Genomic DNA, 16,505 nt, shown 5'->3' on the forward strand with positions numbered 1-16,505 from the left:
GCTTCTACATATGGTTAAATTCATATTGATGAGGTAAAGATAGGGTCACCTTTGTTCACCTGAATGTCTCATGGTTGACATAATAGCCCATCCGGGTGAATATAGTGAATCACACTAACGTCCGATGCTCATAGCGCTCTGCATTCTTTTTTGGTTGTATATGATGTCCTTTTTCCTTCATATATACCAAAACGAATGCGGCTCCGAAATACATGATGAGTGATGCATAAAAAATGAACAGTAATAGAAGCATGATGGATGCAGAGGCACCGAAGATGTTGTTCAGGTTGTCGGTTATCAATAATCTACCAAGCAGAAACTTGCCGATATCGAACAAGATAGCTGTGAAAAACCCTCCGATTATGGCGTATTTGCTTTTAATTCTGGCATTGGGCAGGTACCTGAACAAAATAGCAAACCAAAGGGTGGCTATCAGCAGCGATATGAGCTCATTGACTCCTCTGATCACTAGTGCATTTACTGAAGGTATGATCTGGTCGAGGTAATCTTTTAGCAGTGTGATAGCCGCGTCAGTGAGTATAGAAATCGAAAACAAAATTCCACCAACAAGTATGAGTGCAAAGGCACTCAGCCGCTGTTTAATGTTGTGTTGAATCTTTCGTGACTTCTTCAAGCGTATCTTCCATATCTGGTCAAATGCTTGCCTGATAATATGGAGAAGGGTAGTAGCTACAAATGCCAGAAAGATACTTCCACCGATAGTGATCCATTTACTACTCGCTTGTTTTCGAAAGTTATCGGCTATATTTCTTATCTGATCGGCTGTATCAACGCCAAACCAACCGGCCATATGTTGATAAGCTTCTGTTGAAAGTGTATCTTGCCGGAAATAGAGACTTAATATATTGAATAAAATAATTAAAATGGGAGCTGATGCGAAAAGTGTGAAAAAGGCTGTTGATGAAGCCAGCAGCAGGGGTTGACTTCTTTTCAACACATGGAATGATTTCGCGATGATCTTTCCGGCCTTTTTGATGTTCATAAATTGTTGTACACATTTATTCTTCGATACTACAACAATTTTCAGTGCATCGAGTTTTATTAAAGTTTGTTTTTTGGCCTGGAATGAATAGTGGGCAGTGGGCGAAAGTAGTGGCGAAAAGAGTGTGGGTAATAACCGGGTCTTCTGTGCTGCACTTTGCTCTTAGGGCTTTCGGTCTTCCATCTATCTCAATACTCAATACTAATATCTCAATACTAATATATACAGGTGAAAAGTATTAATTATTTTTATATGTTTATGGAATGACACTGTGCCGAAGCAATGTATTGGCAATTTTGCTAATGACTATGTCCTTACTATCATGTTCAGAGGGTGAAAACAACCTACTGGCGCCCGGTATATCAGAGGAGTTGGCGAATTATCGCAAATCTACCATTGATAGTATTGTATATGATCTTAGGTTCAATATTCCTCCCGGAAAGGATGCTCCGGTAACTGGTGAGGCCAGGATATCTTTTGCGCTTAAGAATAACGCTGAAGATGTGATCCTGGATTTTAACGCCTCTTCGGATAAGATCAAACAGGTAAAGTCAAATGGAGAGGTTATTGATATTTGGTGGGAGCAAGAGCATTTGATTATTCCTGCAGCACAATTGCAGTTGCAAAACACTATTCATATTCAATTTGAAGCGGGAGAGCAGTCTCTTAACCGGTATGAGGACTATCTGTACACCCTTTTTGTCCCGGAAAGAGCGTCCACATGTTTTCCGGTATTTGATCAGCCCGATCTGAAGGCTCGCTATAAGCTGGCATTGACAGTGCCCAAAGGATGGCAGGCCGTGGCCAATGGGCCTGTGACATCCATAGAAGAAAATGGTGATGCTGTTAGCTACTATTTTGCAGAGACAAAACCCATCAGCAGTTATTTGTTTTCGTTTGCTGCCGGGGACTTTAAAGTTGTAACCCGAGATGCGGGAGGCAGGGAAATGCGAATGTTGCACCGTGAAACTGACAGTGCTAAAGTAAATAGAAATGTAGATGCTATTTTTGAATGGCATGCCAAATCGCTGCAATGGCTGGAGGAGTATACAGGTATACCTTACCCTTTCGAAAAGTTTGACTTTGTATTGATCCCTTCCTTTCAGTATGGTGGTATGGAGCATCCGGGAGCTATTTTATACTCAGCTTCGACCTTATTCCTTGATGAATCATCCACACTCAATCAGGAGCTGGGTCGTGCGCGGCTTATTGCTCACGAGACTGCCCACATGTGGTTTGGAGACCTCGTCACCATGAAGTGGTTTAATGACGTGTGGTTAAAAGAGGTATTTGCCAATTTTATAGCAGCAAAGATTGTGAATCCCGGTTTTCCTGAAGTGAATCACGACCTTCAATTTATGATGGCTCACTACCCGGGAGCTTATCATGTAGATCGTACGCGAGGTACCCATCCTATTCAGCAACCATTAGAGAACCTTAAAAATGCCGGCACGCTTTACGGAGGTATTATATACCAAAAGGCTCCGGTAGTGATGAGAATGCTCGAGGAGAGCACAGGCAAGGATAAACTACAGGAAGGACTTCGTCAATATCTTAATACCTATGCTTTTGATAATGCCAGTTGGGATGATCTCATAAATATTCTTTCGGATGACGTCACCTTTAATATAGACGGTTGGAACCAGAGGTGGGTAAAGTCTGCCGGTATGCCAGTGGTTTACTACAGGCTTTCAAGTAAGAAGAAAAATGAGACACTGATAGACAAACTTTCCATTTGGTCGAGAAATGAGTATGCCGATGAGGTACAATGGTGGAATCAGGACCTTCAAATACTATTGGGCTACACTGATTCTACGGCCATTGTTGAAGCTAATATTCTGACAGACTCAAAATCTTTTGACCTGGAAGGGATGCCATATCCGGAGTACCTTTTTTTGAATGCAGGAGGGTTGGGGTATGGATATTTTCGTATGGGTGGGGATTCGAAGGAGCATTTTTTGAAAAACATTGATAAGCATCAAGATCCTGTATTACGGGGTGCAGTATGGATCAACCTGTTTGAAGCGATGCTAAGAAGGCAACTGGACCCGGAAAAACTGATGAGCCGGGCTATGGCTAGTCTTCCACAGGAGAAGGAGGCGCTGATAGCAGAATATATTACCAGTATTATTGAAACCATATATTGGAGGCTCTATAGTCCTGAGCAGCGCCTACAACTGGCTCCGCGCTTAGAAGGACTGCTGCTCAATATGACGCTTCATGCCCCTACGATTAATTTGAAGTCCACTTACTTCAACATACTCAAAAGGATCGCCATTACTGATAATAGCGTGATGATCTTAAAGAGGATATGGAGTGAAGAAATGACCCTGGAGGGCCTGCCTCTGGCTGAGCGTGATTTCACCAGCCTGGCCTATGAGCTGGCGGTAAGAGAAGTAGAGGGATACGAAGACATATTGAAACACCAGTACGAAAATATTACTAACCCAGACAGAAAGAAAAAATTTGAATTTATAGAGCCCGCGCTTTCTGCAGATGAGACTGTAAGAGATGCTTTTTTTGCGAGTCTGAGAGATGAAAAGAACAGAAGCAATGAAGCCTGGGTGCTTGATGCTTTATCTTATCTCCACCACCCTTTGAGGGCGCAAAGTGCAGTGAAATATATTAAACCTGGTCTTGAAATGCTTACTGAAATTCAGTTGACAGGAGATATATTCTTCCCCTACCGGTGGCTGGACAGAACACTTTCGGGGCATAGCTCTGAAGAAGCTGACAATGAAGTAAGGCAGTTTCTGTACAGACATAATAATTATCCGGCAAACCTGAAAAACAAGATATTACAGACTTCCGATATGCTTTTCAGAGCTGTTGAAATTAAAAATAAAACTGATAAATAATGGGTAATGAATTTTTTATCAAAGGATTATTGCTTTGCTATTGAAGCTTTTATTAATTGAGCTGTCGTTTACTTTTTAAAGATTAGTTACCCCGATCCATGAGCGAGGAATTACTTAAGGCCATTATTCAATTGTTTGCTATCGTTGCCAAAGAACGTGTTACGGAAGACGAGCGTGCCAACATCAAAGAATTCCTGTCAGTTCACCTCAACCAGGAAGCCATTGGCTTCTACCTCAGCCTGTTTGACAAATACTGTTGTGAAAACGACCTGTCTCAAAAGGCAGACCTGGGGCAGTTAGATGATGATACCCTGGAGTTTGTGGGTGACTGGGCCAGGATAATGGCAATTACAAAAGAGGTAAACAAGGCCCTCACCATGCAGCAGAAGGTGGTTTTGGTAGCAAAGATCATTGAGTTAGTGTTTGCTGACGGTGAAATTTCCGAGCGTCAGGGCAACCTGATTTTTTATATTGGTGAGGCGCTTAAGCTGTCACGTAAAGACACGATATTACTTCGCAACTTTGTCACAGGCCAGGACCTGGAGGAGCTGTCTTCCAGCGATATTCTGATTATTGATGAAGGATCGGGTGAATACGACCTGGAGGGACCCAGGCTTGTAGCCAAGAACTTAACCGGTCTCATAGCGATATTACGGCTGCCGGAAATCGAGACTTATTTCATTAAATACCTGGGTATATCCACCCTTACGCTCAATGGTATTCCGCTGAAAAGCAGGAAGATAGATATTTTTCCCACAGGCAGTACCATACGAGGAAACAAAATAGAGACTATCTACTACAGTGATGTGGTAAGTGAATTTTTACAGGGGCATGTAAAAAGCACCATCACCTTCAGTGCAGAACATATATTCTATCACTTCAGGGGTGGTCGTGCCGGGCTTCAGAATGTCAACATATTTGAGAAAGGAGGGAAGTTGATCGGAATCATGGGTGCCAGCGGTTCGGGGAAATCCACCTTACTCAACGTTATCAATGGCGCGGAGGCTCCTTCCAGCGGACGGGTGCTGATCAATGGTATCAATATTCATGAAAATCATGATGCTGTACGAGGTGTGATAGGGTATATCCCCCAGGATGACCTGCTCATTGAGGAGTTGACTGTATTTGAAAACCTCTACTATGCCGCCAGGCTATGTTTTAGCCAATATAGTAAGGAAGATACCGAGCAACTTGTGAATAAAGTGCTGCTTAGCCTGGGGCTTTCCGAAATTAAGGACCTTAGAGTAGGCTCGCCACTTGATAAAACCATTAGTGGAGGCCAAAGGAAAAGAGTAAATATCGGCCTCGAATTATTGAGGGAACCCAGTGTACTTTTTGTTGATGAGCCTACCTCAGGTTTATCCTCACAAGACTCTGAAAATATCATGGACCTTTTGAAGGAGCTGACATTGCGAGGAAAAATGATATTTGTGGTGATCCACCAACCTTCGTCCGATATTTTTAAGATGTTTGATAACCTTCTCATCCTCGATGTTGGGGGGCTGCAGATATACTATGGAAACCCTATAGAGTCGGTCACTTATTTTAAAGAGATTGTAAATGCCGCCAATAAAAACCAAAGCTCATGCCCTGAGTGCGGCAACGTTAATGCTGAGCAGGTTTTCAGCATAATCGAAACTAAAGTGGTGAACGAATATGGCAGGTTGACAAATACAAGAAAGATATCTCCGGGGCAATGGTACCAATATTTCCGGGAGCGCATTAAGCTGCCGAAGGTGAAGCATGTAAAGGAAAGTATAAATGTAACCCAGGAGATACCCAATTGGTTTAGGCAGTTTGGGGTGTACGTCACACGTGATGTACTTTCCAAGGTGGCCAATACCCAGTATATGGTTATTAACCTGTTGCAAGCCCCTGTGTTGGCCATTTTTATGGCCTTTTTGGTCAGGTATTATACCACAATCGAAGAGCGAAATCCCGCCTACTCGTTTTACGAGAACGATAATATTCCGGTATATTTCTTTATGAGTATTATTGTTGCCCTTTTTATGGGACTGACAGTGAGTGCGGAGGAGATATTCAGGGATAGAAAAATACGAAAGCGTGAAAGATTCCTTGACCTGAGCAGGAGCAGCTATTTGTCCTCCAAAGTATTTATTTTGTTTTTGATCAGCGCCATTCAAACAGGTTCGTTTATTATTATTGGCAACTGGATACTGGAAATAGATGGGATGGGCGTTCGCTTCTGGATGATACTCTTCAGCGCTTCTTGCTTTGCTAATATGCTTGGGCTAAATATTTCAGCGTCATTTAACTCTGCAGTCACTATTTACATTTTGATACCCATTCTGCTTATTCCTCAGCTATTGTTAAGTGGAGTGGTTATCAGTTTTGATAAATTTAATCCAACGGTAAGTTCACAGGATGAAGTACCGTGGATTGGGGAGGTGATGGCATCCAGGTGGGCCTTCGAGGCTGCTATGGTTACCCAATTCAGAGATAATCCCTATGAGAAAATGTTTTACGAAGTAGACAAGAAAACTGCCAACGCTGAGTATAAAAAGCTATATTATATTCCCAGGCTGGAAACGGAACTTACTTTTGTTTTTAATAATATGTCGAAAAGGATGACCCCTATGGCAGGCGAGATGAGGGCATCTTTGGAGTTGCTGCGCAATGAGATAGGCCATGAGTTAACCAAGGTTGGAGAGGAGAAATTCTCAAAAATGGAACGCCTGGTTCTTGAAAAATTTGACTCTGCAACCTATTTCGCTACCCAAAATTTTCTTAATACATTAAAACAACTCTATATTAACAGGTACAATGCTGCAGTAGAAGAAAAAGCTCTCGTGGTTGAATCATTCACCAGCACACAGGAGGGATTACACACACTGGACTCTTTACGTCTCAACTATCAAAACGAAGCTATCGTCACCGCCTTGCAAAATACTAACATTACACACCGCGTTATTGCAATGGATGGCCGGCTTGTACAGAAAATTTATCCGATATATTTTGACGATTTTCAGCCTACCGGGCCTTTAGATTTCCGGGCCAAATTCTTTGTGCCAAAAAAACACTTTGCCGGCTTATATATTAATACCCTGTATTTTAATATTGTGGTGATATGGGTAATGTCCCTGATATTGTTCATCACCCTGTATTACAGAACCTTGCAATGGATGATATCGCTTTTTATAACCAAAAGAAAGAAACGATAAGAAGAGCCATCTTTACTGTAAGAAATTTGCATAAGCAGAAATTTAAAATGATCTGCAAGTGGTATTTTGTGCCTGAAATGAGTATATTATTACTGTTTTGTTGTTAAAAAAAACGTTTTATAGTTGGAAGCTTTACCTAACGGCTTTTATTTATCTATTAGATGCGAAAAAGATGCATTTCAACATTATTGAGTGATTAGTCAGGTAGTCCCTGCCTGTGCGCAAAGGTGCTTTTAAGTAATGATAAATGAATTTTATTTTTTTTCCACATCTAATAGATTCCAGATACAGGGCAACTTTTCCTTTTTTCAGGAAACTGATGCTGGTATTGTGTATGATATTCTCAGGTTCAGCGTCACTGGCCCAAATAGGAGAGAACAGGCTGAAGAGTGTCTGGATGGAGAAATTTTCCAGGTTTATTGAATGGCCCGATACTGACACCTCCGAATATTTTGTAATTGCCATATTGGGTAACGGAGAAATTAATCACGCTCTTGAAGATCTTTACAGCGAGAGAACCATAAAGGGCAGGCCTGTGAGGATAAAAGTTATTGAAAACGCCCATGATCTGAATGGCTGCAATATACTTTTTGTCAATTCCGATCATGATGGAAAGCTGGACGAGATCGTCAGAATTGTGAGGTCGAAGCCAATTCTAACCATTGGTGATACCGATGGGTTTGCTAAAAGAGGCTTGATGATCAATTTCTTTATTGAAAAGAACAAAATACGTTTTGAGTTCAATGTCTCCGCAGCAAAAAGCAGTGGTCTTAGTGTTGATTTCAGACTTTTGGAGGTGGCTAAAATTATAAAGAGTAGCTGATGTTATCTTTTAAACAGTTGACGATCAAAAATAAGCTCATTGCAGCAATACTTGCTGTTACCATATTGGCTTTGCTCACCAGTTCGGGATTTTATAGCTACTATTCATACTACAGCAGCCGAAAGGCTATCCTTAACCAGATGGAAGTTACGGCCAGATTGATCAGTGAATATGCTGTTGGGCCCCTGGTATTCGAAGATAAACGGGGAGGTAATGAGATCATTGAAAAGGTTGCCAGCATCCCTGAGATCAGTCATGCCTATATCTTAACAAAAGACAGTACCTTGTTTGCATACTACAAAGGTGTAAATGAAAAGGAAGATACTTTGATATTTCATCAGGCTGGGGAAAATTACTTTCAAATAAAGAATATTATTGATTATCAGGAGGAAAACTTTGGCTATGTAATGCTTTTGGTGCCCAAGCGCTGGGTGAGCCAAATGGTATGGAAGGATGTGTCTTACCTTGTAATTATTTTTATTGGCACCTTGTTGGTATCCGTGTTTTTGACTCAAAAGCTACAAGGGTTCATTTCCAGACCGATCATACGTCTGGCGGATTTTGCAGAAGAGATAGCAGAACATAACGATTACACCCGGTCAATAGAGCATAACGAAAAAGGAGAGGTAGGGTACTTATATGACAGGTTCAATCACCTGCTCACCCAGGTCAGAAAAGAGGAAATTGAGCAAAAAAGGATCAATAGAGCCCTGAAGCTAAGCAAGGAAAATTATCAAAACCTCTTTCGAAATTCATTGGTGGGAATATTTCGCATAGATATAGCCACAGGAAGGATTACCCAGGCCAATAAACGCACCTGGGAGATCTTTCAGGTGGAGCCGGTGTTCGATCAGAACATTTTCAGCCAGTTTCTTAAAGTGGAGAATCTGTGGAGCTTATTACGGACGCTACTCAGGCATGGGTTTATAGAAAATAGCGAGGTAAAGCTTTCTACCAAAGACAATAGTCCTGTATGGGTGTCTGTTTCAGGACGTTTAAATGCCAAGGATAACTATTTTGAAGGAGTGATCCAGGACATTACCGAAAAGAAGAAAAACTACATTGAGCTTCAAAAGGTGAATTTCGAACTTGACAACTTTGTTTATCATGCTTCCCATGACCTTCGATCTCCCTTGAGAACTATTCTTGGCCTGATCCATATATCGAAGCTGGAAAAATCAAAAACCAATATAGATAAGATATTACAGCGGGTAGAAATCAGCGTCAAGCGCATGGATAAGCTGATCACGGACTTGCTGACATTTTCCAGGAATGGCCGCATAAAAGGACAGATCGAAGAGATCAATATCAGAAGAATGATCGAACTGTCCATAGAGCAGATAGATCCGACCAGAGTAGAAAAAATTAGGATTGAGATAGATACCAAAGGGACTGCAGTATTTAAATCTGACCCTGTCAGGGTAGGGGTAGTATTGAATAACCTTATCAGCAATGCTTCGAAGTACCAGGTTGAGGATAATCCGCACAAATATATTAAAATAAAAACAGATGTAACTGAGCAGGAACTGGCGCTGCTCATAGAAGATAATGGTGAAGGAATACCTATTGATAGCCAGGCAAAAATTTTTGATATGTTTTACCGGGCCTCGGAAAATTCGGAGGGCTCCGGGTTGGGGTTATATATCGTTCACAATGTTCTGGAAAAATTGGGAGGTAACATTTATATCACATCTGAGCCGGGCAAAGGCACCTCGGTTAGGGTAGTTCTGCCTAACTTTGCTAACCCTGAGTTACTTAGTTTTATTTCTCTTATAGAAGATCATTCTTAATGCTGAAAATAGCCTGGTCAGACTGTTATTGCCACCCATTGCCTGCTAATCATCGCTTTCCTATGGAAAAGTATGAGCTACTTCCGGAGCAGTTGTTGTATGAAGGCACCATATCAACGAGTAATTTTTTTGACCCCGGATTGCCAACTGAAGCGATGGTGCTCCGCACGCACGAATCGGCATACTGGGAGAAACTCAGAGATCAGAAACTTTCACGCTCTGAAATAAGAAGAACAGGCTTCCCTTTATCGCGCCAACTGGTTGACCGCGAAATGACCATTGTTCATGGCACCACGCTTTGTGCCAGATATGCACTTACACATGGTGTTTCTATGAATATCGCAGGAGGCACACATCACGCTTTTACAAATAGAGGGGAAGGGTTTTGCCTGTTAAATGACATGGCCGTAGCTGCCCATTTTCTATTGGACCAGCAGCTTGCAGGCAAAATACTTATAGTAGACCTGGACGTGCATCAGGGCAATGGCACGGCTCAAATATTCAGGAATGATGCAAGAGTATTCACTTTCAGTATGCATGGGGCAAGGAATTATCCGATGCAGAAAGAAATTAGCGACCTTGATATAGGCCTGCCTGATGGTGCGGACGACCACTTTTATTTAAAGATCCTTGAAGTAAATTTGAAAAACCTACTGCATGAAGTAGAGCCTGATTTTATTTTTTTTCAGTCAGGTGTTGATATTTTAGCTACAGACAAACTGGGCCGTCTCGCGATAAGTAGAGACGGATGCAGACAGCGGGACAAAATGGTGCTACAACTGTCTAAAGAAAACAATATTCCACTGGTAGCATCTATGGGTGGTGGATATTCGACAAATATCAAAGACATTGTTGAAGCGCACGCTAATACCTTTCGGTTGGCCCAGGAAATTTATTTTTGATCCCTGACGGCCACATAACTTGCCGGTACACCATCATTATGCTTATAGTAATTATTTAAGAGGTTAAGCACCTGATGATCATGGTTTTCCAGGTCTTCAGACGTGAACCTGGGGGCTTCTGTGATCCAGTGTGGGTCAAAGTCGACCCTCAATTCACTGGTCTTGTCATGTAAATAGAATCTTTTTACCGGCAAGGCCCTTAATACATCCTGGTCTTCAGTAAGGTTTTCAACGCTTCTTTCCCTGAATACAACATATTTATTGTCATTACCCCTGAGTATGTCTTTAATTTCGCCAATTTCTCCATACACCGGATGATACACCTTTTTGTTCATCAATTTTTTCATAAGTAACTCTTCTAACTCCATATCCCAAATTGTTGGTAACAAAAACCGTGTGGCAATAATCTTACCAATGCATAGTAGCGGTCATATGCCGGCTACCAAGCAATAATTATGATCAAATGTTGTGAAGAATTACCCACAATATGTATGATATTACTCACCTCCGTGGGGAAAAACGGAGAAGTTGCAAAATCTATGTGCTGGCAGAGTTATGGCTGTATGTTAATTATACAGAAATACTAACCATAAATTTTACGATCATGTCAACTAGAGATAAAGTACTTAAAAAATTGAACGAGCTGCTGACGAGGAATTACGATGCAGAATATGGCTATAAGGAAGCAGTGAAAGATATAAAGGATTCTAAATTGAAAAAGGTATTTAAAACTTATGTGGAACAACGCAATAGATTTGGGCATGATATCAAGGGAGAGATTGCAAACCTGGGTGAAGATCCGGAAAAAGCCAAAGGTACCAGCGTAGCAGGGGACATCCATAGAAAATGGATGAACCTGAAAAAAGTCATTAGTAGCAACAATGAGGAGGCGATACTGGAAGAATGCAGAAGGGGAGAAATGGTCACGTGGCAGGATTATAATGAAGCCCTGGCACTCGAAGACCTGCCGCCTACAACCATGACCTTGTTAGAAGATCACAAACGAAAAATTGATGAAGCCCTTTATGATATTATGGAATTGAAAAGCGACTATGCCAGCTAATGGTTGATTTTCAGTGAATTACGTAATGTTAATACAAACTTCACATTCGGGTCTGATTAGAATTATTTAGTTATGGCTAACTTAGTACCGAAATCAACCATTTTAAAACCTAAATCTATTAACTATGAAACAATTCTACAGGCTTATACTTATAAGTTTGCTAGCCATTGGTATGTGTATTCCTACATATGCACAACAGGTTTTTATCAATGAACTACACTATGACAATGACGGTGCTGATACCCAGGAGGGCGTTGAAATTGCGGGTCCTGCTGGTACTGATTTGTCTGGTTGGTCATTGGTTTTCTACAATGGCAATGGCGGTTCTTCTTATGCCACTTTAAATCTTAACGGAGTATTACCTGACCAGCAAGGAGGTTTTGGTACTTTGTTTTTTGCTCAAGCGGGAATCCAGAATGGCTCTCCTGATGGGCTAGCTTTGGTCGATGCCGGTAATACAGTTGTGCAATTCTTAAGCTATGAAGGTTCTTTTACCGCTGTTGGCGGTCCGGCAGACATGCTGATAAGTACTGATATTGGAGTAAGCGAACCCTCAACATCTCCGGTTGGAAATTCTTTGCAGTTAGCAGGTAGCGGATCCGAATATACGGACTTTGCCTGGCAAGCTGGAGCACTCAATAGCTATGGTGCCATCAATAGTGGACAAACCTTTACTTCAACTGCCACAAATCCTGTGATCAATGAGTTTGTATTCAATCATACAGGCACTGATACCAATGAATTTGTTGAAATATTAGGGCAGCCATCAACAGATTATTCTCACCTATGGCTGCTGGAGATTGAGGGAGACAGCCCCTCTACCGGTATTATTGACGAGGCGATACAATTGGGAACAACCGATGCTCAGGGATTTTGGTCTACAGGTATGCTGAGCAATGCTTTCGAAAATGGCACCGTATCTCTGCTACTGGTAAGTAATTTTACAGGAAGTGTCGGTGATGACATTGACACCGATGACGATGGAATAGTTGATGTTATCCTTTGGGATGAACTTTTAGACAATATTGGTGTCAATGACGCTGGCGCTGGTGACCTTAACTATTTTGGTCAGGTGCTCACACCGGATTTTGACGGTTCTTCCTTTACTGTGGGGGGAGCATCAAGAATACCTGACGGACAGGATACTGATAATATAGCAGATTGGGTGCGAAACAGCTTTGGCGGTGCCGGTTTACCTGATTTCCCCACCGCTATTGCGGAAGCCGGAGAGGCCGTAAATACCCCCGGAGCGCCCAACCAGGTAGCACAAGGCCCTGCAGCCACGGTGCTGATCAATGAAATAGATGCAGATACAGAGGGCACTGACGTGGCAGAGTTTGTCGAGCTTTACGATGGAGGTGTAGGAAACACCTCTTTAGATGGCCTGGTGGTTGTATTTTATAACGGAAGCAATGATCTGAGCTATAATGCCTTTGATCTTACCGGTTATTCGACTGACGCACAAGGGTATTTTGTGCTTGGAAACAGCGGAGTACCGGGGGTTTCTATCGAATTTCCCTCGAATGGCTTGCAAAATGGAGCAGATGCTGTGGCCCTTTATCAAGGCACTGCCGCAGATTTCCCTACAGGTACGGCTATCACCTTAGATGGACTTCTTGACGCTGTGGTGTATGATACAAATGATGCTGACGATGCCGGATTGCTCACCCTTCTAAATGCAGGTCAACCGCAGGTGAATGAAGATATGGCAGGCGATAAAGACCGCCATTCCCTGCAAAGATATGCCAATGGATCGGGCGGTTTAAGAAATACCGACACCTACGTAGCAGCGCTTCCAACACCCGGAGCTGCCAACTCTAATGTCACCGAACCGATCACTATCGTTATCAACGAAGTGGATGCCGATACGCCCGGATCTGATGAGGCTGAATTTATTGAGCTTTATGATGGAGGAACGGGTAATACATCTCTTGCAGGACTGGTGATCGTACTTTACAATGGCAATGGTGATGTCAGCTACAATGCTATCGACTTAAGCGGATATTCAACAAACGCTGAGGGCTATTTTGTTATAGGGAATGCAGGTGTGGCCAATGTTGATCTGGTGATCGCTAACAACAGCTTACAAAATGGAGCAGATGCTGTTGCTCTTTATCAGGCAAGCGCTTCCGATTTTCCATCCGGTACGCCGGTAACAACAGCTAACCTTCTTGACGCGGTGGTATATGATACGAATGATGCTGATGATGAAGGGTTGCTGGTACTTTTGAATGCAGGAGAACCTCAACTCAATGAAGATGAGGGAGGGAATAAAGACAATGAATCCCTTCAGCGAATCCCGAATGGTGCAGGTGGAGCCAGAAATACTTCTGCCTTTGTCACAGCCAGTCCTACTCCCGGCGCTGAGAATGGTGGTGGTGTAGTGCCTCCCGGAGAGACTATCACTATAGCAGAAGTATATACAAAAGCAATAGGTGAGACGGTGACCATCACCGGGGTGCTCACCGCCACGGATCATTTCAGAGGCCCTGCCTATATTCAGGATAATACAGCGGGTATACCTGTATTTGATGTTGCCGTACATGGGGATGGGGCCTACCAGATTGGAGATTCCCTTACTATCACAGGTGTGAGAGGAGCGTTTAATGAGCAGGTTCAAATCTCCGGAGTAACTAATGTGGTGAGCTTTGGGGCTGCTAATCAACCCATTGAACCTCTTGTGATTAGTCTGAACGAACTATCAGCGCATCCCGGAGAGTTGGTGTCGGTATTAAATGTTAATTTCCCTCAACCGGGCGATATGATTTTCGGCAACTCCAATTATCTGCTATCTGATGCCAGTGGCACTGGTGAGATACGCATCGATGCGGATGTGGAGGCGCTTGTGGGTTATGCACAGCCTGACACTTGTAGTGTCGTAACCGGGGTTATAGGCAGATTTTTAAGCACATATCAACTATTGCCGAGACAGGCAGCAGACATGCCTTGCGCTGAAAAATATCAACCTTCCGGTGATGACTTGGGTATCCCTAAATCTGAGACTTTTGATATTGTAACGTGGAATATCGAGTGGTTTGGCGATGACAATAATTCACCGGCCGCTGGCAGGCCAAATTCGGATGATATTCAGAAAGATAGTGTGAAAACTATCTTACAAAAGCTGGATGCCGATATCGTTGCGGTAGAAGAGATTACAGACCTGGCCTTGTTTGATCAAATGATCAGCGAGCTTCCGGGTTACGACTATGTGTTATCAAGTGCCACGTCCTACCCGGGCAGTGTAGATGCACAACATGTCGGGTTTATCTACAAAACCGCTACTGTGGTGCCTGATACAGTCGAGTCAAAAGCATTACTGGCCACGATCCATCCGCTCTACAATGGAGGTGACGCCTCAGCACTTGTCGGCTACCCTGATGATCCGACACGGTTTTGGGCCAGTGGCAGGTTGCCTTATATGATGGTAGCAGATGTGACCATTAATGATATTACCAAAAGATTACACGTGGTAGTAGTGCATGCACGCGCAAATAGCGGTTCGGGCGCTCAGTCTAGGTATGACATGAGAAAATATGATGTGGAGGTCTTAAAAGACACTTTGGATGCGCAGTTTGCAGACACCAATCTGATCATGCTTGGCGACTATAACGATGACCTGGACTTTACTGTAGCTGATATTGCTTCAACAGTATCATCATATGAAGCCTATATGGCAGATACAGCAGCTTATAAGCCGATAACACTCACTTTAAGCGAACAGGGATTCAGGTCATATGTATTCAGAGAAAATATGATAGATCATATTATCATTTCGGATGAACTGGCAGATGAATTTATTCCAACCTCTGCCCGTGTTGGTTATGAATTTTATGATAGTGACTATACCAATACAGTATCCGATCATATGACAGTGTCAGCGCGTTTCCAGTTTGTGGAGGACATTACCTTTAACCAGTTCACTGCCGTTAGGGTGGTGTCATTTAATCAGGGAAAAAGAAGGAATGGCAGGCCGGTGCATTGGTTGAGAAGCGACCCTGGAAAAGCGCTTGGTCAGCCCCTGGAAAACTATTATTTCAACTTTGTGAGCCTTGGTTTTGGAGGCGAGATTACCCTGGAACTGGATAACTACATGTATGACCTGGAAGGCAATGAGTTTAAAGTGTTTGAAAGCACATTTGGCCCCTTGAATATACCTTGCTATTGGTATCCTGAGAAAGCTGAGATTTTAGCTTCAGCAGATGGCACAGCGTTTACCTCCCTGGGCACCACCTGCCTTGACGGAGAGTTTGACCTTGCTGCAGGCGGTTTGAAAAAAGCCAAATACATTAAGATCGTTGACGTTTCAGAAGCTCGCAACTTCTTAGGAAATGCAGACGGCTATGATCTGGATGGGATCTATAACCTGAAACCAGCACCTGCTGGTGCCGCAAGTAGATCTGTTTCACTTCAGGATCATGAAAACTTTGTGCCTAATGAAGTGGCGGAATTCGAAGTATTGGTATACCCCAACCCTTTCAACGATTATCTGAAACTCAACTTCAGTATTGAAGATGATGTAGCTGTAACTATCCAGGTGGTGGATCTTTCAGGAAGAGCACATGTAAACCAACGGGTGAACTTCACATATGGATCACATGAAGTTACACTAGACCTTAACAAACTGGCTAAAGGCGTGTATATTGTGAAGATCAAGAGCGAAGAGGCCTCTTTAGAGCAGACCCTGAAAGTAGTGAAGGAGTAAGGATCACTTTCGTTCCCGTTTAAAGAGTCATTCGGAGGCCTGGTAAACCTCCGAATGACTTTATTTTTTCCCATGGTACGTGTCCCATCCTATGGTACGTGTCTCACGTACCATCACATCTCACATCCATCCCATGGTACGTGTCTCACGTACCATCACCCATCCCATGATACGTGTCTCAC

9 protein-coding genes are annotated in these 16,505 nt (G+C 42.8%); 7 read left to right on the forward strand and 2 right to left on the reverse strand.

Annotated elements, in window-relative coordinates; translation table 11 throughout:
- Positions 1-109: 109 nt before the first annotated feature.
- A complete protein-coding gene (locus C900_RS00285; protein WP_009577489.1) occupies positions 110-1,003 on the reverse strand; it encodes a YihY/virulence factor BrkB family protein in 894 nt (297 codons plus the stop codon).
- Between the two features lie 308 nt (positions 1,004-1,311).
- Here C900_RS00285 and C900_RS00290 point away from each other — a divergent pair, with 308 nt between their 5' ends.
- From C900_RS00290 to C900_RS00310, 5 genes are all read left to right on the forward strand, one after another.
- Entirely contained in the window at positions 1,312-3,861 is a 2,550-nt protein-coding gene (locus C900_RS00290; protein ID WP_009577490.1) for a M1 family metallopeptidase, read from the forward strand.
- Positions 3,862-3,959: 98 nt separating this feature from the next.
- Positions 3,960-7,043, forward strand: coding sequence for an ATP-binding cassette domain-containing protein (locus C900_RS00295; protein ID WP_009577491.1), 3,084 nt, complete (start codon positions 3,960-3,962; stop codon positions 7,041-7,043).
- 247 nt (positions 7,044-7,290) lie between these two features.
- Positions 7,291-7,866, forward strand: coding sequence for a TOL_0243 family YfiR-like periplasmic protein (locus tag C900_RS00300; protein WP_040495010.1), 576 nt, complete (start codon positions 7,291-7,293; stop codon positions 7,864-7,866).
- Positions 7,866-9,656 (forward strand): ATP-binding protein, encoded by a 1,791-nt coding sequence (locus C900_RS27925; RefSeq protein ID WP_009577493.1) that lies wholly within the window; start codon positions 7,866-7,868, stop codon positions 9,654-9,656. Before C900_RS00300 ends, C900_RS27925 begins: the two co-directional genes overlap by 1 nt.
- Positions 9,656-10,558 (forward strand): histone deacetylase family protein, encoded by a 903-nt coding sequence (locus C900_RS00310; RefSeq protein ID WP_009577494.1) that lies wholly within the window; start codon positions 9,656-9,658, stop codon positions 10,556-10,558. The genes C900_RS27925 and C900_RS00310 overlap by 1 nt, the downstream gene beginning before the upstream one ends.
- On the opposite strand, the gene C900_RS00315 is transcribed toward C900_RS00310, so the two are convergent.
- On the reverse strand, positions 10,549-10,926 hold the full coding sequence (locus C900_RS00315) for a hypothetical protein (RefSeq protein ID WP_040495011.1): 378 nt from the start codon (positions 10,924-10,926) through the stop codon (positions 10,549-10,551). The genes C900_RS00310 and C900_RS00315 overlap by 10 nt on opposite strands.
- A gap of 236 nt (positions 10,927-11,162) precedes the next feature.
- On the opposite strand from C900_RS00315, the gene C900_RS00320 reads away from it, so the two are divergent.
- Together C900_RS00320 and C900_RS00325 are read left to right on the forward strand one after the other, a co-directional pair.
- On the forward strand, positions 11,163-11,621 hold the full coding sequence (locus tag C900_RS00320) for a ferritin-like domain-containing protein (protein ID WP_009577496.1): 459 nt from the start codon (positions 11,163-11,165) through the stop codon (positions 11,619-11,621).
- Positions 11,622-11,745: 124 nt separating this feature from the next.
- Positions 11,746-16,323: a lamin tail domain-containing protein gene (locus C900_RS00325; protein WP_157493826.1), complete on the forward strand. Its 4,578-nt coding sequence runs from the start codon at positions 11,746-11,748 to the stop codon at positions 16,321-16,323.
- Positions 16,324-16,505 lie beyond the last annotated feature (182 nt).

The organism is Fulvivirga imtechensis AK7 (genome assembly GCF_000331535.1).
In the GTDB taxonomy this organism is placed as follows: Bacteria; Bacteroidota; Bacteroidia; order Cytophagales; family Cyclobacteriaceae; genus Fulvivirga; species Fulvivirga imtechensis.